Below are 23,070 nucleotides of genomic sequence, written 5' to 3'. Positions count from 1 at the left end.
TCATTTTAACAGTCTTTAGGTAGAAAAATAAAACCGAAATTCACAAAAGTTTTACGGGAAAGCGCAAAACTCTTTCTCTTCTCAGTAGCAGTTGCTTACTGCTTGCTGGCAATCGGGTTTACTTCTCAGCATACGGTCGCCAATGAAAAATTATTATTTGCCGCCTGCTTCGATCTTGCAAGGACGAATAATGCTTTTCATTCTCAAGCACCACAATTAGAGAATCCCCAGAACACATCAGCATTGCTTAAAAATGATCTTTTAAGCCAAGGGAAATCTCCGTCCTTTGCAGATACTACTGTAAACGGCGGGCAGAGAGATTCATTAAAACTCATTAAATCCCAGAATACACCTCGTAATACAGGTACTGCACCCGGAAATCTCAAAAGTGATACGCTTAACACTAATACACGCGCTATTACAGATACCCTCAATAAGAGAATGGAATCGGATACTACGGCAAAGAAAAAAGTCTCTATGACGCTTCTTGACTCCCTTGCCATGAGATCTAAGGACTCAACTGCCAGAATGGAGAATTTCCACTATAAAAGGCAGGACGTTCCTTATGTCCAGCTGAATCCCAAAAAGAAATCCAGCTTCTTCGCCAATCCTTCCTCTCAGCTTGTCAGCAGAACTGTAGAGCTGGATTCAACTGGAAACTTCGTCCTCATTAAGGAAAAGATTGGAAATGAGCCTTACAAAATAATGCTCAGAATCCCCCTCGATGAATACATCAAAATGAAGATGGAAGCCAATAACAGGAATATCTGGGAGGACATAGCTTATAAATATGAGCTGAAGGATAAAACCAAAGACCTTGGCGCACTTATTACAGATATTACAAACATCGATATCCCTCTTCCAAGCGTGGGGTTCTTAAGCATATTCGGTAAAAAAGGGATTAATATCAGAATCTCGGGCGCCGTCGATATACATGGCGCCTGGAGAAATGAAACTACTGAAGGTATTACGGCCTCACTGCTCGGAAATACCAGGAATGAACCTGACTTTAAGCAGACTGTCCAGATTAACGTTCAGGGTACAATCGGCGATAAGCTTAAGATCAACGCCGACTGGAATACTGAAAGAACCTTTGAGTACGAAAACCAGCTGAAACTTAGCTATAAAGGATACGAGGATGAGATTGTACAGAGCGTCGAGGCCGGTAACGTATCACTTCAGACTTCACCTCTTGTAGGCGGAAGCGAGGCGCTCTTTGGCGTCAAGGCTAACTTCCAGCTGGGCCCTTTAAGCCTGACTACACTTGCCTCCCAGAAAAAAGGCGAGGTAAAGGAAATTTCAGTAACCGGCGGCTCCACAACAAATGAGTTTACGCTGCATGCATATGACTATTCGCCCAATCATTTCTTTATTGATACAGTATATGCCAGTACGGCTCCTGAGTATAATATTTTTAACAGGTATTATGGCAGACCTACACCTGACCAGGACCTGTACCATACGGTTAAGGAAATTGAGGTCTGGAAATCTGTAAACACCCAGCAGCGTAATTCGGCTGTAGAAAGAAATGCTATCGCTTTTATTAATCTTCCGTCAAAGGGCAAAGCAGATCTCAGGTACGACGAGCAACGTAAGGATACCAATAATATTGTGGCAGGTCAGATGGAGAATAGCCGCTGGGTAAAGCTGAACGAAGGGCAGGACTATGAAATGCATTATGAAACAGGTTTTATTACTTTTAAGACCCAGATTCAGGACCAGGATGCCATTGCAGTGGCCTACAGAATAGACGGCCTAACTACTGACCCGAAAGACGATTTGTACTATGGTGAACTTATTGGCAGCGATACCTCCAGCACCAATTCTGCAAAGAGACTTGTTCTCAAGCTGATCAAACCCCAAAACCTGAGTCCTCAGTTTAAGACGGCCTGGAAGCTCCAGCTTAGAAATATTTACCCCGTTGGCGGACGTAATGTTAACGAAGAGGGCTTTCAGTTCGATATAGTCTATCAGCAGCCCGGAAGCGAACCCCAGAGCCAGATAGTCTCCAATGGCAATACGGTCAAGCTTCTTCATGACTTTGGCCTGGATAACGTAAATACGTCAAAACAGGGGGACCCCGACGGGCTGTTTGACTTTTTCCCCGGTAAAACCATTATACCTTCAACAGGCGAAGTAATATTCCCGGTTCTGCAGCCTTTTGGCCGTGATTTGCCCAAGAGTTTAGACACCACTTACAGCTACAAGGCAATCTACGACACAACTGTAACATTTGCAAAACTTCAGGGAACACGCGACAGGTTTTTGCTGAAGGGTAAGTATTCAGCTTCATCATCCGCAGTTTATAACCTGGGATATGTTGGCGTGGTTGAAAATTCCGTGAGGGTGACTTTGGATGGACAGGAACTGAAGGCTGGCGAGGACTACGTTGTTGACTATATGACCGGACAGGTGACCATCCGTAAAGCTGCGGCACTGGTGCCGGGAGCGGGACTCAAAATAACCTACGAGCAGAACGACCTCTTCCAGATGGCATCCAAGACACTCCTTGGTTTGCGTGGAGAGGTGAACTTCTCTAAGAATACTAAACTCGGTTTTTCAGCCCTTAACCTAAATCAGCAGACACTTTCAGACAAGGTCCGCATCGGTGAGGAACCATTAAGCAACTCTATCTACGGCGTTGACTTCTCTTCGGCCATAGACCTGCCCTTTGTTACCAAGGCTCTGGATAAGGTCTTTTCCACCAGGGAAATGTCTGCGCTTAACTTAAAGGGAGAATTTGCATATATATCTCCCGATCCGAATACAAAGAAAAGTACTATCGCAAGCGACCAGAGCCAGAGCATTGCATATGTGGATGATTTTGAGGGTGCTAAAAAAACGATCCCTATCGGTGTAGGCTATACTTCATGGCACGACTTGAGCATACCCGATAGCATGCAGGTCATTGCCGATTCTGCAAATGCCCGTATGAATCATAAAGGAAAAAGCTGGTGGTATAACTTTCTGCCCTCCAATGTTACGGTAGATCAGATCTGGCCCCAGAAGAAAGTAGCCCGCGGTGACGAACAGGTTACAGTTCTCGACTTCCAGTTTGATCCGGGCAGAAGGGGAACATATAACGACACCCCTGATCTTGGAATAAAGGAAAGGTCATGGGGCGGTATGATGAAGGCTCTGTCCAATACCGCTAACAACCTTATCGAGGAGAATATTCAGTTTATTGAATTCTGGTACCAGCTTCCGGATAATATTACTCCTTTAAGCAGCAAGGTGTATCTGGATCTGGGCAGAATTTCAGAAGATGTGATTCCTAACCAGGCTTTAGATACTGAGGATAAAAATAACAACAGCCTTATAGACCAGGGAGAGGATAAGGGTATTGACGGGAAAAGTGATCCGGAGGAACCCGGCTACGATCCTGTAAAAAATCCTGATCCCGCAGGCGACGACTACAGCTATACACCAGGATCATCTGACTATGAAAATATAAATGGAACGGAAGGCAATGCCGTTTCAATTGATGCCGGAAAACTCCCTGATACCGAAGACTTAAACGGAAACGGTAACCTGGACAGGATGAACAGCTACTTCCGTTATGAGATACCTCTTGATACAAACAGGGCAAATAATAAGTTTATAACCGGCGGCGGTAACACTGATAAGCACTGGCATCAGATCAGGGTTCCGTTAAAAGAATATGTTAGCAAAATTGGTGACCCGAGTTTCGCAATTATTAATTATATCAGGCTCTGGGTAAACGGAACAAGCGTTCCGGTACATTTTAGAATCGCAGACTTTAACCTTGTCGGAAATCAGTGGCAGAAAATTGATCCTGTTGTAAACGGAAAAACGGACATTAATGATTCGACCCTTACCCTTTCAGTTGTAAGCGTCGAGGAAAACTCTCCTGAATATCAGAGCCCGGGCGGCGTCGAAAGAGAAAGAGACAGAAGTAAACCCGATGAAAACGTCCTCAGAAACGAACAGTCACTGTCTCTTATTATTAAAGATCTGAAGAAGGGTGATGAACGCCAGGCGGTTAAGTATCTGAGGGCAATGGACTTGTTTAATTATAAGCAGATGAAACTCTTTGTCCATGGCGATCAGAATACCGGAACTGGCTCAGTCTCGAATTTTATTAATGACAGCAGCTATGCATCTGAAGTGTATTTCCGTTTCGGAAGCGACACGGCTAACTACTACGAATACCGTCAGCCCGTTAAAGCAGGCTGGAATGAAATCAGTATCCTTTTTGAACAGCTGACAGCATTAAAACAGCTGAGGGACAGCGTTAAAGGAGCTTTCCAGCGCCCTGTGCCTGGTGAACCGGGGCATTTCTACAGGGTAAAGGGAAATCCCACTCTGACGGGCGTCTCATTTTTTATGATTGGTGTAGCTAATCCGGGCAGGAATGGAAATAATGATAATGTCTCCGGTCAGGTCTGGATAGATGAACTCAGGGTAATTGGCGCTGATGACACCAAAGGCTGGGCATACAGCAGCTCTGCAAGCCTGAAACTTGCTGATATTATGAATATCAACTTTAATATGGCGCAGAAAGACCCCTTTTTTCACGGCCTCTCCGACCGTTTCGGATCCAGGCTTGATACCAAAAACTGGGGCGTATCGGTGGACCTGGACGTCCTGAAACTTCTTCCCTTTAATCTGTCCGGCAGCAGCTTCAGGGTGAATTACCAGAGAACCGAACAGATTAGCAAGCCTTTGTATGTCCCCGGAACCGATATTAAGGTCAACCAGGCTGCTCAACAGTTGAGTGATAAGAGAATTCAGGAAGGGACAAGCCCTGAAGATGCCAAAAAATTAGCAGATGATTTTATCGCAAATACCCACACTCTGAATATCTCGGATACATGGAGCATGTCGGGAATGAAAATCCATGTCCCTTCAAATTTCTGGCTCGTGAAGGAAACGATCAATAATCTTTCCTTCAGTTTTAACTACAACAAGACGCGCGGCAGAAACCCTGTAAGTGTTACGAGCCGAAGCTGGGTATGGAATGCAGGTGTGAATTATGCCCTCCAGTTCGGGCAGAATAACTTTTTCTATCCTGCTGATATCCCTGTGCTGGGTACAATCTTGCAGCTCTTTTCAGACTACAGAAACGCAAAGGTTTACTACACTCCGCAGTCTTTTAGCGCAAGCGTTTCAGCAACGAGAAATTACGGCTTCCTGCTTTCAAGAGTGGCTAATACGGCACCTAATATTTCACGCGATTTTAAGGCAACCAGAAACGCTGCCTTTAACTGGAAGCTGACCGAAGGCGGGCTTTTGAACCTCTCGCTTGCTTATAACCTGGATATCTCTTCTTCGCTGGCTTATCTGCTTACAGATAACAATATGGAAAGAAGTGAGGGCGCTATCTGGTGGGATATTTTCAAGGGTCAGTTCTTTGGACGCGACTGGCAGTACAACCAGAGCGTGGATTTGAGGACAAATCCAAAACTTCCAAACATCTGGAACCTGAATAACTATTTTAATATTTCTACCGGCTACCGTGTAAGCTATTCATGGAATAATAACTTCCAGCAGCAGGACCTGGGGCGCAGCGCTTCATTTAATAACAGCATTAATCTTGGCTTAAAGATAAGGGTAAAAGCATTGTTTGAGCCCATGTTTAAGGAAACCAATGATGAAAATGCAAAACAGGAAAATAAGCCTACGACGACTATGACCCCCTCAAAGAACCGCCGTACAAGAGAGCGTTCCAGCGATGAGGATCAGATCCCTCCCCAGGGGCAGACTAATCAGAACCCTGTGCAGAACCTGCCTCAGAACCAGCTGGCAAAAGGGGATTCTGTGGCCATGAAAGATTCTAATGCGGTGGCTTTTGCAAAGGACAGCCTGGAGATTAAACCTAAGAAAAATCCTTTTAAGGGAGTTTTCAAAGCCTTTAAGGGCGGAATACGTTATATACTGTTTGACTATGAATCTGTAAATGTTAATTATACTCAGGACAATACGGTTCAGAAGTCGGGTATCAGGGCAGAAGGTACAGGTCTTTATAACTTCTGGGGATTTAACCAGTATAACGGCAACGGCCCAAGACGCTTGTTTATGCTGGGCTTAAGCCAGGATGTCGGCCCGCGTGCACTGAAAGCGAACCTTGGAGACAATTTCTCACAGAGGAACAACCTGGACTTCAGTACCTCAAGACCTCTTTGGGAAGGCGCACAGATCGATATTAAATGGAAAATCGGCTGGTCAATGAATAAGAATACCACGCTGCAGACCGATTCTCTGGGTAATACTAAAATTGTTAATTTGACTTCAACCGGAAGCATTAACCGTTCATTTGTCTCACTGCCGCCTGTATTTTTCTTGAGTTTCTTAAACAGTGGCATTAAACGCGTAAGCGAGCTTTATAAACCCGGAACAAACAACCTCCCGGATGCTTTTCTGGAAGGGTTTGAGTCGATGCCGTTGTTTGCAAAACTCCCGTTTCTGAAGGATGTTGCCAAGTATATCCCGAGGCCTAACTGGAGCTTTAACTGGGACGGACTGGAGAAGTACGCTGTTTTCAGCTCCTGGGCCAAAAAGGTATCCTTGAACCACTCATATGGTTCCGAGTACTCTGAAGGTTGGAGAATTAACCCTGACGGAAGACAGGAAACCCAGTCGCAGAAGTTGTACTACGGATTCCAGCCGCTTGTCGGCCTTAATATGACGTTTAATTCCCTCTGGAACGGAAATCTTTCTGGAAACGTGAAGTATTCAACTAAAACCGGATATGACCTGGGTAACTCAACAAAGAGTATCACAGAAACCAATTCAAAGGAAATTGGCATTTCGGCAAGTTATTCAAAAACCGGTTTCGACCTGCCGATTTTCGGCCTGTCGCTGAAAAATGATATTGAAATTACTCTGGCCTATACACGAAGCCAGAATTCCGTAGTAAACTATAATATGGATAAGTTTACCGAAGGAGGTATACCTCAGGACGGAACCGTCAGAACAACAATGGAACCCAGAATTAAGTACGTAATAAGCTCTAAAGTGACACTTTCTATATTCTATAAGCGCTCTTCTGTACAGCCTGAAGGGGCAGCCAGGATATCGGCAACAACAACAAATGAAGCTGGTTTGGATGTCCATATTTCCATACAGTAATTATATGTTTGGAAAATCAGTTCTTTTTGGCTAAAATTAGAAGTGTTCAGGCCGCCTGAGTTTTTGCGGCACTGAAGCCCGGTATGCGGCGCACCCACGGAAAAGGGAACTTTTATTATTGCCGGGAGTTTATCATTTATATACTCTATTTAAGTGATCTGAACTTAACTTTGGGAAAAGAATGAAAAAGAAAATATTATGGGTTGACGATGAAATAGAGCTCCTGCGCTCTCACATTTTCTTCCTTACGGAAAAAGGTTACGATGTTTCAACCGTTACAAACGGGGAAGATGCAGTCTCTGAAGTAAAAGATAACGTTTATGACCTGGTATTTCTTGATGAAATGATGGCTGGCATTGGCGGGCTGCAGACACTGGCTGAAATTAAAGAGATAAACCCGAATATTCCGGTTGTAATGATAACCAAAAGCGAAGAAGAAACCCTGATGCATGATGCAATCGGCGGGAAAATCTCCGACTACCTGATAAAACCAGTACATCCAAGCCAGGTCCTCCTGGTTTGTAAGAAAATCCTCGAGGGAAGGAAAATCTCCGGCGAGTACGTCGCAAAGGATTATCTGCAGGACTTTAACCAGATATCCCGCACTGTGATGATGGGGCCTGATTATGATGAGTGGATTGAAATTTACCTCAAACTTGTAAACTGGGAGATGGAACTGGATATCCATCCCGAAATAGGATTAAGACAGACACTGATCGATCAGAAAAAAGAATGTAATCAGGAATTCAGCAAGTTCGTTGAAAGAAATTACCTCAAATGGATTAATGCTAAGCCCGGGACCGAAACACCCACACTGACCCCTTCAATTGCAAATGACTTCGTTATTAACCAGCTGGACGACGATAAACGCCCTGTGTTTTTCTTTGTCCTCGACTGCCTTAGAATGGACCAGTGGTTCGGAATGGAAAAATACCTGGCTGATCTGTTTAATATCGACAGGAAATATTATTATTCGATATTACCCACTGCTACGCCTTATGCAAGGAACTCTCTTTTCAGCGGCCTTTACCCGGCAGAAATTGAAAAGTATTACCCCAGCCTCTGGCAGTCGGGCAACGACGATGACGAACGCAGCTGCAATAAATATGAAAAGGAACTCCTGCAGCTCCTTTTGGACAGGAAAAAAGTTAAGCTCCGTAATGAGCTCAAATATATAAAAATTATTGATCCAGAGGTGGGACGAAACTTCGAGCAGAATATACTCTCTTACCAAAACAACCAGCTTACTGCCGTTGTGGTTAACTTCCTGGACATGATTGCCCACGGAAGATCGGATTCAGACCTGCTCAAGGAAATTGCTCCTGATGAACCTGCATACCGCTCGCTTACTAACAGCTGGTTTGCTCATTCATCTTTACTGTCTACTTTCCGCTCAATTGCCAGAATGAAAAATGCCAGGGTCATTATTACTACCGACCACGGCTCAATCAGGACACTCCGCGGGGCGAAGGTCTTAGGCGACAGGGAGGCTTCAACCAATCTCAGGTTCAAGTTCGGGCGCAATCTGAAGGTAGATGACAAACACGCAATATATATCACAAATCCGGATGAATATAAGCTCCCTAAAAGAGGTGTTACGATAAACTATATAATAGCCAAAGAGGATTATTATTTTGTCTATCCTACGGATTACCACAAATACCTGAGCTATTATAAAGATACTTTCCAGCACGGAGGTATCTCAATGGAAGAAATGATTTTACCTATAATTACTATGGAGAGTAAAGCGTAAGTGGAATTCCCTTTTGCAGTTAATGTTAGCTCTGAGGAACAAACGGCCAGTCTGGCAGGAGAATTTTCCCGCACACTAAAGGGCGGGGAAGTAGTGGCCTTAAACGGTGACCTTGGTGCCGGAAAAACATCCTTTATTAAATACCTTCTCCGTAACTTCGAAATTCATAACGTGAGCAGCCCTACTTTTGCAATTGTTAATGAATATGAAGGAAGCCTGAAGGTTAATCACTTTGATTTCTACAGGATCAATAAGGTCGAAGAGCTCTACGATATAGGCTTTGAGGAGTACCTGACGCGCGAGGATACTGTGACTTTTATCGAGTGGGCGGAGCTTCTGCCCGAGGTATTGCCGCACAGGAGGATAGAAATCAATTTTGTCGTAAATGAAGACTTCTCACGGGATATCAGTTTTAATAAGATATCCTGATATTATCCGTTTAATAAATAAATCTAATCCGAACCACGCCAGTGGTTCCATATTTGTAGAAAAAATGATGAAAATATCTGAAAATAAACCGATCCTTTCCGTTGAAACTTCAGGCGAGCTTTGCTCGGCCGCTGTGTATTTTAATGACAGCAAATACACTGAAATTAATTTAATGTTAAAACATGTTCATTCCGAAAAACTTCTTGATGTTGTTGATGATGTCTTAAAATCAGCTGGCGTTCTTCTTAAGGAAGTCCAGGCCGTTGCTGTCTCTTCAGGTCCCGGCTCTTTTACCGGCCTTAGGATCGGTATGTCAGCCGTTAAGGGGCTGGCAATCGGAGGCGGTCTGCCAATAATCTCAGTCCCGACATTTGAGGCACTTGCTTTTCAGGCTTCAGCCTATCTGCCCGAAGGGTCCAAATTCATTGTGGCAAATAAGGTTAATATTGAAGAACTCTACTATGCCAAATTCCTCTCCACAAAGGATGGCTATCAGTTTATTGAACCCCTGCAGGTGATCTATAAAGGGGACCTGGATGAAAAGCTAAGTGACGGCTCTGTAGCTTTTGGAAATGCAGTAAAAAATGCCGATAAAATGCCTGTCAGCTCCCCTTCAGCCTCATTAATTGCAAAATGGGCTTATTTATTTGGAAAAGATTTGTTAACTTACGACTTTGATTTTCTGGAACCCGCATATCTAAAAAACTTTATTATCAGGTGAGTAAGATGAAAACAATTTTAACCGTGCTTTTGCTGTTTGCTGGCGTAAGCTTTGCTCAGGTGGTGGGAGCAAAATTGGTGGTTCAGAACCCGGTCTTTAGTTTTGGGGATATAAAACAGAATGTATTTGTGGAGCATGATTTTGTAATTTCCAACACCGGCGGCGATTCCCTGGTGATAATGGATGTCAGAGCATCCTGCGGATGCACTGCTGCACAGCCCGAAAAAAACATTCTGAAACCGGGCGAATCGGCCAAAATTAATGTGAAATTTAATACTATCGGCCGCCAGGGTAAACAGCAGAAATACGTTTATATTATCTCAAACGACAAGGAAAATCCCGAATACAGGCTCTCCTTTACTGCCAATGTGGTCCCGGATACAACTCAAAACGGCCCCGTACTCCAGCTCTCAGAGGCAAAGCACGATTTCGGAGTAATGGAAGAGGGGAAAATTGCCGGCTGGAAATTAAGTTTTAAGAATGCCGGAACAAGTGACCTTGAAATTAAAGATATTAAGACTTCATGCGGATGCACTGCTGCTTCGGTCTCAGGCAGACACCTGACGCCTGGACAGGAGGGAAGCCTCCTTATTGAATTTGATTCTGCAAATAAATCGGGAAAGTTAAGCCGGACAGTTACTCTTTACACAAATGATTATAAACAGCCCGAACAGACAATTGTGATTTTCGCAGAAGTAAAGAATGGAAAGTAAGATAATATGACATGGTTTAAGAGATCTAAAGAAAACATTGCGCCCGACAGTACGAAACTTGAACTGCCCGACGGCTTGTGGGAAAAGTGCCCGGGCTGCGGTGAAATAATCCATAAAAAGCAGCTGGAGATGAACTACTGGACTTGCACAAAGTGCGAGCACCATTTCAGAATCGGCAGCAGTGAATATATTTCCATACTCTTCGACAAGAACAGTGTTAAGGAATATGATAAAAAAATGCGTTCGGCCGACCCCCTCGGCTTTACAGACAGTAAAAAGTACCCCGATAGAATAAATGAAACTATGAAGAAAACCGGACTTACTGACGCTGTAAGAACCGGCATCGGCAAAATTGATGGACGGGAAGTATCGTTCGCATGCATGGATTTTTCATTTATCGGCGGCAGCATGGGTTCTGTAGTGGGTGAAAAGATCTCCCGCGCAATAGACCGCGCCTACAAGAACAGGATCCCGATGATTGTTGTTTCTGCTAGCGGTGGGGCCCGTATGATGGAAGGTGCCTATTCGCTGATGCAGATGGCAAAGACCAGTTCACGCCTCGCACGCCTTGCGGATGCCAGGATTCCGTATATTTCGGTTCTAACCGATCCTACAACAGGTGGTATCACTGCAAGTTATGCCATGCTGGGAGATGTAAATATTGCAGAGCCCAGGGCTCTTATAGGGTTTGCCGGGCCCCGCGTAATAAAACAGACTATTGGCAGGGACCTTCCTGAAGGCTTCCAGACCTCTGAATTCCTTCTTGAGAACGGGTTCGTGGATCTGATTGTCCACAGGAAAGATATGAAGACGAAACTTGCCAGTCTGATAGACTTTTTTTAATGATTTTATGCGCCCTGGAGGCGCATTGTTTTTAAGTTTTGTCATAGGAGTGTTGCCATTAAAGTTATAAGTACCGTTAGAGAAATGCAGGATTTTTCCCTTCAAATGAGAAAAGAAGGGAAAAAAATAGGTTTTGTGCCTACAATGGGTTTCCTGCATGAAGGCCACCTGTCGCTTGTAAGAAAAGCCCGGCAGGCCTGTGAGGTTGTTGTTGTCTCTATTTTTGTTAATCCTACACAATTTGCCCCGAATGAGGACTTTACAAAGTATCCAAGGGACGAAGAAAAAGACAAAAAACTCCTCCTGAATGAAGGAGTTGATTGCGTATTCATCCCTTCTGCTGAAGAGATCTATCCCAAAGGCTTTCAGACTTACGTTGAAGTAACAGGCGTAACAAAAGGACTGGAAGGACAGTCGCGCCCGGCCCACTTTAAGGGGGTTACCACCGTCGTATCAATACTTTTTAACTCTGTTATGCCCCATGTAGCTGTTTTCGGGCAGAAAGACGCCCAGCAGGCCTCGGTTATTATGCGCATGGTTGAAGACCTCAAAATGAATATCCGGATCATTGTTTCTCCCATCGTGCGCGAAAAAGACGGACTGGCCTTAAGCTCAAGAAATATTTACCTTTCGGACAAAGAAAGAAAAGATGCCCTCGTCTTAAGCAGTTCTTTAAGATTTGCCGGTGAAATGGTTTCTGCAGGTGAAAGGAATTCAGAGAAAATCATTCAGCAGATGAATCTTAGGTTTGCTGAAGTGGATTCTGCAAGCCTGGATTACATAAAAATTGTTGATTCTAAAAGCTTTGAAGAAGTAAGTTCACTTGCCTCAGGCGGCGTGTACTATATCTTAATTGCATGCAGGATAGGGAAGACAAGGCTAATTGATAACCTGCTGGTGGATGTGCCTTTTCAGGAATTTACCGCTCCTTAAATGCTTTGTTTTTATGAGCGTTTTTTAGTAAATTCTCAATCGCTTTTACGGTTCTTAATGAAATAAATCCTGTGTTTTACTGTAAAGGTGAGCTTCTTCTAATTAATCATTAATTTATTCCAGAGTTCAATTTGTGATAAATCATAGGTGAACTCAATATCTTCGGATTTTAAGAAATTTAACATTAACCCAAAACGTGAAAAATTGATGTACAGGATTATTACTCTATTTTTCCTCCTATTAACCGTTTCTGCCAGCGCACAGGATATTTTAGGTGGCGCCGCAATTTCTTCTGGCTCATTATTGACGGCTTCAAATGCAATAAGTGTGACCATAGGGGGGGCATTTGTTGTAAATGGTACTTTCCCAGCCTCGCAGTATGAGCGTCTTGATCAGTTCGTAACACGCATGTTTAACCAGTACCGGGAACAGAGCATTCGTGCTATTACAGATCCTCGCATAGTGGAAACTATGACCCAGAGAATGGAGAACTTCTCAAGGCGGAATATAGTTTTGAAAAGAATGAACGGTGAAAAGTTTACCCTGGATCTTGAAAAGTTCAGATTGACCGGAGATTTCAAGCAGAATCCCTACCTGAAGAACGAAGATGTGATTATATTTTCCAAACTCGATTTGGAAAGGGACTTTGTATCAGTTGATGGTGCTGTAAATAATCCCGTAAAATTTGCCTTCATGGAAGGCGACAGGCTTTCTGACGCCCTGCTTTTTGCTCAGGGTATTAGCAAGGCATATGAGAATGTCACAAAAGCTGAAATAGTACGTTCGAGCTATGACGGGCAGAAACTGGAGACTACAGTTGTTGATATAAACAGCAACCTCCCGCTCCAGAGGGCTGACCGTATAAGAGTGCTTGCCGATGAAACCAGTAAAAAGGATTTTAGGGTGCTTGTCCTTGGTGAAGTAAATAAGCCGGGTTACATACCAATTTCAAAGGACAATACAACAGTAAAAAATGTGATTGAGCAAGCAGGAGGATTTAAGCCGACTGCCTCACTGTACAAGACTGAGCTGGTAAGAGGGACAGACAGTTATACAATGTACAAAAAAAACATGCTTACAAAGAGTTTTGAGCAGAATAAATTTTCCAATGAAGGGCTCGAAGGAGTTCTTTATGATAACCAGCAGATGGAGGGCCTGCGTATGGAACGCATGTCTTACCTGGTGGAAGAGGATACTGCATACTTCAAAATAGATAACCAGTTAAGGCTCTTACGCGGCAACGCTCTGGTGGATTTTACAAAACTTTATACGGATACAACACAGGCCAATTTTTCCGTAAAGGACGGGGATGTCATTTTGGTCCCCCAGCAGCAAAACCTCGTTTATATCTATGGGCAGGTTGGATTTCCGGGTTACGTACAGTTTCAGCCTGGGCGTGACGCCAGGTATTACATTGAACAGGCAGGCGGCCTTGGTGAACTGGCAAGAGACTATGATGAGATAAGTGTAATCAAGGCTAAGACCAGAAGATGGATGACAGTGGGAGAAAATAACGTGACAATTGAACCCGGGGACTATATCTGGGTGCCCAAAAAGACTCCTCGGACATTCAGCTTTTATCTCGGAAGGGTCAGCGCCATCTCCAGTGTGGTTGGCACAATTGCCACAATAGTTTTGCTTTTAGTTCAGTTAGGTAAATAATTTTAGGACTTTAATATGGCTGAAAACAGGGGCTTTGATATTTTAGATTATATAGTTTTAGTAGTTAAGTGGAAGAAATTCCTTCTCCTTACGTTTATTTCTGTTCTGGTGTTATCATACTTGGTTGTATATTATTTTATACCTGCAGAGTACGATTCTACTGCGCTCATAATTCCAGCAGGCAATGAAGGTTCACCAGGTTCAATGGCAGGAGTAATGAAAAATCTCAAAGATCTACCCTTCGGTATGGGAGGAACATCAAAATCTGCTGAAACTGACCTATATGTGACAATAATTTACAGCCGCAGCACACTGGAAAAGCTTGTTCATAAGTTCAATCTTCAAAAAGACTACAAGCTCATGAGCATGGAGGAAACTCTAAAACAGCTGAGAACGAATATTGATGCAGGAACTACGAAAGAAAATGCTTTCGCAATAACTGTAAAGGCAAATTCAGCTCAGAAAGCTGCCGATATGGTGAATTATTTGCTTTCATTGTTAAATGAAAGTGTTATTAATCTGAATGTTGCGAAATCAAAAAACAACAGAGAGTTTCTGGAAGTTAGGTACAGGGAAATTAAAGGTAATTTGAAAAATGCCGAGGATTCTCTTCAGTACTATCAGCAGGTGTCCGGAATGCTTGAAGCAAAGGAACAGTCAAAAATGATTCTTGACGCTTATTCAAGAATGGAAGGTGAGGTAACGGCTAAACAATTGGAACTTTCTATTATGGAGAAAGTAACTTCCAGTGATTCACCTCAGCTTAAACTTCTTAAAACTCAGCTGGATGAATACAAGTCTGAACTGGTCAAAATGCAGAGAAGCGGAGAGAATGGTAACTTCCTTTTGTCTATTAACTCCTTACCCGAAAAGACGAAGAAGTTTTTGAGGCTTTACAGGAATGTTGAGATATATAATGGTTTATTGGAATTCATTGTCCCGATTTTTGAACAGGCAAAATTTGAAGAACAGAAAAATGTTCCTGTTTTACAGGTTATTGACTATGGTTCTGTGGCAGAAAAGAAGAGTTATCCGCCTAGGACTTTGTTCGCGGTTTTAGGCGGCCTGTTTGTGACGGTCTTGCTCGTGATAGTACTTATATTGAGGGAAGCATTAAGGAACTCATCAAATCAAAAGGTTGCTTTCATTCTGCAAGAATTGAAGTTTAAGAGAAAATAATCTGAGTCTTTGATTGCAAATTCAATTAGAAAATAATGCGGGAGATGTTTCGCTTAAGAATAATAAATTGTTGTTTTCTTTGGCTTTAGTTCTGGTGCTTCCAACAATTGGTATATTCAGTCTGTTTGGAACTAATTACCTGAACATTATTCTTGTGTGTGCTTCTCCTATTGTTGTTATCCTGGCTTTCAATCTAAGCTTGGCTTATTCATTTTTCATAATTTCGCTTTTCACCTTTATCTACATAAGTTATGCATCTCTAGGCGAGGTGTTTTCGGTTTTTGTCATTATTGCTTTTCTGATTTCCTATAAATTTGAATGGGAGGTGCTGAAGAATCCTTTACACAAAGCATTCTTTGTTTTTATTGCTTTGATCCTCCCATCATTCATTAATTCATTTATGCTGGTTACGCCTGTTTTCGTGTCATTAAGGCTTGTTCTATTTTTGTTTATATTCACTCTGACACCTGTTTTTATTACCAGTTATAAGCAGATTGAAAAATATTTAAGCATATTTCTGTTCTTTTCGGTATTAAACGGTTTGCATATTATATATCTTGCATTTGCTACAGGTATGAGGGTATTTGGTTTTGCGGGATTAATGTATGTGGATTATGTCGGTATTGCTCTGGTAATTTCCTTAATGAGATTGATATATGGCGAGAAAAGATTGTTATATTCATTTACAACGTTAGTCTTGCTGATAGCTTTGATATATACGCAGACGAGAAATTCATGGATTTCATCAGGGTTATCTATTCTGTTAATCGTCATTCAGTATGTGCGTAAAGGCTCCGGTCTGGGTTTTAAGAAAAGAAATATAATACTGGCTGTTTCTTTTGCCGCCATTATGCTGGTTGTCACTTTTTTTGTTGCAAACAGCATCAACTCGAATGCATTTGCCAGACTATCAAATTCAGGACCAAAGACCAGTGAGGAAATTGCAGACAATCTGCAAAAGATTGGCTCCGTTGCCAGCAGAGTATTTATCTGGAAAACAGCCTGGAATGCATTTATGGCGCATCCTTTTGTTGGTATTGGACTCTATTCTTTCCCAATTGCATCGGAAAAGTATTACACGATTGACCCTTTTATTTACGAACTGTTCGTGCATTTCCGATCCCCTCATCTTACCCTGCTTGCCGTCCTAACTGAATCCGGCATAATAGGTATGATAGGCTTTTTCATATTTATGACGACTATTGTGAGATATTTTAGGTCAAATATTAGCAAAAGCCGAACATATGAGGAAATCTTTTATTCAAATACTATGTGGTGGCTGATTGTATATATAATTATTTCAATGCTGATGACTGACGCTTGGTTGTGGGGCCAACTGATGATGCTCTGGTCAATTATTCTTGGGTTCTCACTGGCAAATGGGAGAATTCTGGAATGTAATCATAGATTGTCTTCCGCCGAAATGACTTAATATCTCACTTTACGCAAATAAGGTGGAAATAATGTAATAAAGAGAACTCAAGAAAGACTTCGTAATGAAAATTAAGTTAAATAGGCACGTTTACTTAAGCCAGTAATTTTAGAAGAAATCTAGGGAATCCATCAGAAAAGGTGGAAAATCGAGGAATATTACAAATCCATTAAGCAGAATGCCTCTTGAGATGTATCCAACAAAAATAGTAAGAACACAACTAAATCACATATTTGCTTCAGTACTGACTTTTATAAAGATTTTGATCCTGAAGATAAATAGGAATATGAACCACTGTACACTAAAGTATCAGATTAACTTTTTGACCCTAAGATCAGCATACGAGAAATACACGGGAATGGCAGACCTGATTAAAAATTACAATTTTGCGTAACGTGAGATAATAACTTAATGTTGGGATAAATGAAGAAGAACAGCGACAAGAGGAATTCAGTCTGGCTGGCTATACAGTATATGGTCTCAATTTTATTCTCATTTATCATAGTGAAATTAAATGTGACGCACTATGGTAATGAATTATACGGGATGTGGATAATATTTGCCTCCTTGTGGGGCATAGGTAATGTTGTTGATCTTGGCTTTGGCACAGCAATAGTAAGGTATGTTGCTGAAGCTAAAAAAAATGATGACCAAAATAGGATCAATTCCCTTGTCTCAACAGGATTTGTAGTATTTAACTTTGTCGGAATTTTTCTTGTCCTTTTGGGATTTATTTTGGGGTATAGTATTTATTTCAGCAACAATACTGTCGTTCCTTTAAAATACCATCATCTTGCAAATGCTGTTTTTATTACTTTAGGCGTAAACTTCTTCTTTCAGTATCTTTCATTTTTCTTTAAAGCTATTCTGGAAGGACTGAATAAATTCGTTTTATCAAGTAAAATTATTCTATCAAGCAATATTTTTATGATGTGTCTGATTATGTGCGTAACATATCTGAAAATGTCTATTGTTTATCTCTCTTCAGCTTATGCCTTAGCTTCCATAAGCCTGGTTTTTTCAAATTATCTGGTAATAAGAATTAAACATCCTGAGATTAAAATATTCTCAAGAGTAGATTTAAAACAGTTTAAGGGGATTTTTAAGTTCAGTGTTTCCATGCAGCTCTCATCTTTAATATATGCTTTTATTGATCCTACGGTAAAATACATCATTGTCAATTTTTCTTCATTAAGTATAGTCCCATTTTATGAAATTGCAAATAAGTTTGCCGTATCGATCTCCGGTTTGTTCTTTGCTGCTTTCAGAAACCTTCTACCAAAGGCAAGTGTGCTGAAGTCAACTGAAGATTATAAATTATTTTTCGAGGGAGAAGGTAAAAAAATTACTACTCTTGGAGTCACTTTCTCGGGAATTATGTTTGGAGTGTTTGTATTCCTTTCGACAACAGTCATAAAATTATGGTTCGGGTACTCTGAAGTAATTCTTATATTCCTTATACTATCAATGCCTCAAACAATTAATAATTTCGGCTATACCATATATACATTTTTAATAGGAATTGGTAAACCGGCATTACTGGCTCTCTCTCAGCTCCTTAATCTGGTAGTTGTTTCCATAAGCCTTATCCTTGGCTTCCTAATTTTCAAGAATACACTCGGCCTTTTGGGATATTTTGTTTCAGTAATTTCAGCAAATATCCTTATGGTTTATTTTGTTAAAAGAGAGACCAAGTTTAACATTAAAGACTTCTTAAAATCGGTTTCTTTTTACAAATTGATAATACTGAATATATTGCTGCTTTTGGGTACTATTATATTAAATTTCAGCAGCATAAATATGCATCTGGTTTTGGGTTTTATTAGTTTACTGTGTGCGGTCATTTTTATTAATGACATAAAAGCATACTCGAAATCAATTCTGGGTATCGTCAGACAGTTTGCCTGAAAATATTATAAACTCTAAAGATATAAGAGATCACTATGAACTTAAAGTCAATCGCCAAATCTGTTTTAAATGATAAAGTAATAGGGGCATTAGATTATTACCGTTTCCCGCAATATAAGGAAAGTTGGGGCGGGCCTTTTAACGGGCAGAAAATTAGACAGGAAATATTCCTGGAGTTATTCAGTAAAATAAATTTTCAAAAAATTATAGAAACCGGTACCTATCACGGCACTACTACTGAATTCATGTACAGGTCAACTAAACTGCCGATTTATTCAACTGAAGCGGACCCGCGCGCTTATGGATATTCAAGATTAAGATTTCTTTACGTTACTGATATTAAACTTTACAATTCGGATAGTAGAAAGTTGCTGAGGGAATTCTCGGAAGAAGAAAGCATGAAAAACAAAACAACTTTCTTTTATCTGGATGCTCACTGGAATGAGGACTTGCCATTGAGGGAAGAGATTGAGCTCGTACTTGAAAACTGGCCTAAGGCTGTGATAATGGTGGATGATTTCAAAGTTCCCTTTGATAGTGAGTATACCTATGATGATTATGGAAATGGAAAGGAGCTCAGCTTGGAATATCTCGAGCCGTTAAGATCATTCGGTTTTTGTCCTTTTTTCCCTTCCAAGAGCGCTAAGGAGGAAACAGGCAGAAAGCGTGGATGCATAGTCCTTGCTAATAAAGAGGGATTGATTGAGAACTTAAGCAAAGTGAAAGCATTAAGAGCCTATAAAGGACATGAATAAAACACAAGTTCAATGTGCCTTGATGAAACAATTAGTATTTCTTGAATAGTATTCTGTTAGTGATATTCCTTAATCAGATGTACAGTTTTAATGGCTTTGTTAGTTATTAAACCGTAAAATTAGAAGATGAAATGTTAATAAAATTGAAACCTATATATGATTATGTAAAGAAAAATAATCCCGCCCTGGGAAGCTTTATCCATAATGTTTATTATAATAGAACCATTATCAGAAAAGTCAAAGGCCAGCGGAACATAATCCATTATAAAGGATCAAACCTGAATAAAGTGACATTTGATGTTATTGGAAATAATAACTCTATAACCATTGAAAAGAAGTGTGCGCTTTATGGTGTGAGTTTTTACATTAGGGGAGATGATCATAGTATCCGGATTGGACAGGATTGCCAGTTTAACAGGGGAAGTAACATCTGGCTTGAGGATAAGGCATGCATGCTGGAAATAGGTGAAGGCTCTACATTTGAAAATGTGCATATTGCACTTACTGAGCCGGGATCAAAAGTAGTAATTGGAAGTGATTGTATGTTTGCAAATGATATTGATCTTAGGACAGGCGACTCCCATTCAATAATTGACGTGAAATCTGGCAAAAGAATTAACTATGCAAAAGATATTGAAATTGGGAACCATGTATGGGTCGCCGCCCATTGTGCTATCTTAAAAGGAGTCTCAATAAAAGAGAATTGTGTAATTGCTACTCACTCAGTTCTGACAAAAAGTATTGATGAAAAGGGAGTAATAGCTGGCGGAAATCCGGCCGGAATTCTAAAAAAGGATATTACCTGGTCCAGAGAAAGAATATACGAGAAAAACAATAAAAGTCTTCAAATATAGGATATTTAGGTTATATATGGATAATGGTTCTTATTTAGTTTCTGCTATTGTTTCAACTTATAATTCTGAAAAATTTATTCGCGGTAAGATCGAAGATCTTCTTGAACAGACGCTTCAGGATAGGCTGGAAATTATTATCGTTAATAGCGGTTCAAAGCAGAATGAACATTCAATTATCAGTGAATATCTTGATAAGCATAAGAATATTAAATACATAAATACCTCGGAAAGGGAATCTATCTATAAGGCGTGGAACAGGGGAATCAAAGCCTCTACTGGTAAATTTATTGCCAATTCAAATACAGATGACAGATTAAGAAATGATGCGTATGAGGTCTTGGCTAATGTCTTAGCTGATAATCCTTCAGTTGCTTTAGTATATGCCGATCAGTACATCACAAACGTTCCGAATCAGAAATTTAAGGATGTTCAAAGTAAGGAAATTAACGTCGCTCCGGAATTTAACAGGATTCATCAGTTTGAACGGTGTATCGTTGGTTCTCAGCCCATGTGGAGAGCCTCTCTACATTTTGATGATGGCATATGGTTTAATGAAAAGTATGAAGTTTGTGGCGATCATGAATTTGAACTGAACATTTCACAAAAGTACGAACTTCTGCACCATAATGAAATCCTGGGAACCTTTTATAAATGTCCGGAAAAAAAGAATAAGGAATATGAGAACCCGAAACGGACAATGGATGAAGTATATGAAATAACGCTTAACTATATGAAAAAGTATATCAGGACCTTAGACAATAGTGAACTGGATAAACTAATAAGCTATGTGAAAAAATGGATTGAGTCTCCGGTCTATTTCTCAGGAATCTTTAGAAAGATACTTTACCGGGTCAAAAGTAACTACATGCCTTCACTTGAATTTATTTATATTTTGGCTGCTTTGCTGGCTACAGAGCATTCTGGTGATCTTAATAGGGCTAAAAGCTACTGTGAAAAATTTTTAAGGGTGAGAAAATCACCCAGGATATTACATTTGTACAGCAGTCTTCAGATTACTAAAAGTCCAGTTATAAAATAATCATATTATGAAAACAAAATTAGGAATTGGTGTTATTACCTGTAACCGTCAGAATTTCTTCTCTGAGTGTATTGCCTCTATTCCCGAGGCAGATACTCTGGTCGTTGTCAATGACGGTAAAGCATACGACAGTTCGGCTTATCCTGAAAAGATTACAGAGATCATACAGCATAAACACAACAAGGGCGTTGGTATTTCGAAAAATGATGCATTAAAGTTTTTAATTAAAAATGGATGCACGCATTTATTTTTATGTGAAGATGATATAAGGATTAAAAATCCTGAAGTATTTAATGAATATATAAGAGCTTCTGAAAAAACAGGACTATATCATCTCAACTATGGATATCATGGACCTATAAATAAAGATTCGGATGGAAAACCGAATCCCCGAAAAATTATTGAGTACAATGATGGAATTCAAATAGCTCTTAACAGATACATTATAGGCGCATTTTCATATTATAGGGATAAGGTCATAAACGAGGTGGGCTATATAGATACGGTTTTCAAGAATGCTTGGGAGCACGTTGATCACACCTATCTTATAATTAAAAAGGGATATCATCCGCCCTTCTGGTGGTTTCCTGATCTCGCCTCAAGTGACTCGTATATTGAAGATCTGGATCCAAGTCTGAAAAGCAGTGTGATAAGAAAAAGATACTGGCCTTTTAGAATTAGAATTAAGGCATATTCCTATTACTATATCTGGAAACACGGCTTTGTCCCTGGCGATACTCCTGATTCTTCCGAGGAAGATGTGATGGATGTGCTTCAAAAGATCAGAACATCATACGGCAGATAAAGGAAGTAATTTTGATAAATATGAATAAAACTGTGTGCCCCAATGTTATCTTTGCGGCCGGGAAATAAAATGGAATACTTGGTAATGCTGGTCAATTACAACAACTGGCAGGATACTGTAGAATGTGTTAAATCGCTTGAAGAGGCTGGAATTGACAGCCGTAACATCCTGGTGGTTGAAAATTCTTCTACAGATGACTCATATGTCTGCCTGAAGGAGCAACTTGGCACAGTTACACTCATGAAAACTGACAAGAACCTCGGTTTTTCAGGCGGAAATAATTTCGGGATTAATTACGCACTGAAGTTTGGCCCTCATTATATCATTCTGCTTAATAATGATACACTGGTAAATAAAGATTCTATTCGTATTCTTATTGATGAAATGAATAATCACCCCGAAGCTTCCCTGGGTACGGGCCAGATACGCTACTACCCCGAAAAGGAGAAAATTTGGTATGCGGGAGGCACATTGAACAAGTGGCGAGGCCTAGCTGTCCACCTCCATGAAAATGAATATGCAGATAATCTGCCCGCTTCAAATGAGCCCTCCTTTGTATCATTTATCAGCGGCTGCTACTTGTGCATCAGGACATCTATGATGGATAAAACCGGTTTTCTGAATGAAAAGTTCTTCCTTTACCACGAGGATATTGAGTTCAGCGCTCGCGCGGTCAGAAACGGACTGAAGCTTCTCTACGTCCCGCTCTCAGTTATCTACCATAAATGCAGAGGTGAAAGAAAACTCAGGGAAAAGACTCTTTATTATGCCGTAAGAAACAGGAATCTGCTCATTGATATGTGCTTCCCGTTTATTGCGAAGATCTATTTCTTTTTTGTTATCAGAACAAAAATGCTTATTTGGTTTTTCAGGGATAAAAAACTCTTCCGCGCTGCACAGGCAGGCCTCCAGGATTACAAAAATGATTCGTTCGGACAGGTGAGGATTTAAT

General features: G+C 40.8%; 16 protein-coding genes. All 16 read left to right on the top strand.

From position 1 onward, the window contains the following. Positions 1 to 243: 243 nt before the first annotated feature. The 16 genes from sprA (at position 244) to HF312_03720 (ending at position 23,069) form a co-directional block, all read left to right on the top strand. Positions 244 to 7,092 (top strand): cell surface protein SprA, encoded by a 6,849-nt coding sequence (sprA, locus tag HF312_03795; protein MCU7519312.1) that lies wholly within the window; start codon positions 244 to 246, stop codon positions 7,090 to 7,092. 181 nt (positions 7,093 to 7,273) lie between these two features. Next, positions 7,274 to 8,845, top strand: coding sequence for a bifunctional response regulator/alkaline phosphatase family protein (locus HF312_03790; GenBank protein MCU7519311.1), 1,572 nt, complete (start codon positions 7,274 to 7,276; stop codon positions 8,843 to 8,845). After that, positions 8,846 to 9,274 (top strand): tRNA (adenosine(37)-N6)-threonylcarbamoyltransferase complex ATPase subunit type 1 TsaE, encoded by a 429-nt coding sequence (gene tsaE, locus HF312_03785; protein MCU7519310.1) that lies wholly within the window; start codon positions 8,846 to 8,848, stop codon positions 9,272 to 9,274. Between the two features lie 64 nt (positions 9,275 to 9,338). Beyond that, entirely contained in the window at positions 9,339 to 9,995 is a 657-nt protein-coding gene (gene tsaB, locus HF312_03780; GenBank protein MCU7519309.1) for a tRNA (adenosine(37)-N6)-threonylcarbamoyltransferase complex dimerization subunit type 1 TsaB, read from the top strand. A gap of 5 nt (positions 9,996 to 10,000) precedes the next feature. Beyond that, the gene (locus HF312_03775; GenBank protein MCU7519308.1) at positions 10,001 to 10,708 is read left to right on the top strand and encodes a DUF1573 domain-containing protein; all 708 of its coding nucleotides are present in this window, start codon (positions 10,001 to 10,003) and stop codon (positions 10,706 to 10,708) included. Positions 10,709 to 10,714: 6 nt separating this feature from the next. After that, positions 10,715 to 11,551 (top strand): acetyl-CoA carboxylase carboxyltransferase subunit beta, encoded by an 837-nt coding sequence (locus HF312_03770; protein MCU7519307.1) that lies wholly within the window; start codon positions 10,715 to 10,717, stop codon positions 11,549 to 11,551. Positions 11,552 to 11,608: 57 nt separating this feature from the next. Continuing rightward, positions 11,609 to 12,484, top strand: coding sequence for a pantoate--beta-alanine ligase (locus HF312_03765; protein MCU7519306.1), 876 nt, complete (start codon positions 11,609 to 11,611; stop codon positions 12,482 to 12,484). A 207-nt stretch (positions 12,485 to 12,691) separates the two neighbouring features. Further along, positions 12,692 to 14,146, top strand: coding sequence for a hypothetical protein (locus HF312_03760; protein ID MCU7519305.1), 1,455 nt, complete (start codon positions 12,692 to 12,694; stop codon positions 14,144 to 14,146). A 15-nt stretch (positions 14,147 to 14,161) separates the two neighbouring features. Further along, positions 14,162 to 15,325 (top strand): hypothetical protein, encoded by a 1,164-nt coding sequence (locus tag HF312_03755; protein MCU7519304.1) that lies wholly within the window; start codon positions 14,162 to 14,164, stop codon positions 15,323 to 15,325. A gap of 13 nt (positions 15,326 to 15,338) precedes the next feature. Continuing rightward, on the top strand, positions 15,339 to 16,757 hold the full coding sequence (locus HF312_03750; GenBank protein ID MCU7519303.1) for an O-antigen ligase family protein: 1,419 nt from the start codon (positions 15,339 to 15,341) through the stop codon (positions 16,755 to 16,757). 423 nt (positions 16,758 to 17,180) lie between these two features. After that, positions 17,181 to 18,665, top strand: coding sequence for an oligosaccharide flippase family protein (locus HF312_03745; protein MCU7519302.1), 1,485 nt, complete (start codon positions 17,181 to 17,183; stop codon positions 18,663 to 18,665). 35 nt (positions 18,666 to 18,700) lie between these two features. Next, complete coding sequence (locus HF312_03740; GenBank protein ID MCU7519301.1) at positions 18,701 to 19,420, top strand: hypothetical protein; 720 nt, start codon at positions 18,701 to 18,703, stop codon at positions 19,418 to 19,420. A 131-nt stretch (positions 19,421 to 19,551) separates the two neighbouring features. After that, a complete protein-coding gene (locus HF312_03735; GenBank protein ID MCU7519300.1) occupies positions 19,552 to 20,274 on the top strand; it encodes an acyltransferase in 723 nt (240 codons plus the stop codon). 16 nt (positions 20,275 to 20,290) lie between these two features. Further along, complete coding sequence (locus HF312_03730; GenBank protein ID MCU7519299.1) at positions 20,291 to 21,313, top strand: glycosyltransferase; 1,023 nt, start codon at positions 20,291 to 20,293, stop codon at positions 21,311 to 21,313. A gap of 7 nt (positions 21,314 to 21,320) precedes the next feature. Continuing rightward, positions 21,321 to 22,118 (top strand): glycosyltransferase subfamily GT2 protein, encoded by a 798-nt coding sequence (locus HF312_03725; protein ID MCU7519298.1) that lies wholly within the window; start codon positions 21,321 to 21,323, stop codon positions 22,116 to 22,118. A gap of 69 nt (positions 22,119 to 22,187) precedes the next feature. Beyond that, a complete protein-coding gene (locus tag HF312_03720; GenBank protein MCU7519297.1) occupies positions 22,188 to 23,069 on the top strand; it encodes a glycosyltransferase family 2 protein in 882 nt (293 codons plus the stop codon). The last annotated feature ends 1 nt before the right edge of the window (position 23,070 follow it).

It is taken from the genome of Ignavibacteria bacterium, assembly GCA_025612375.1.
Lineage (GTDB): Bacteria > Bacteroidota > Ignavibacteria > Ignavibacteriales > SURF-24 > JAAXKN01.
This window is presented reverse-complemented; position numbering and strand designations above follow the sequence as displayed.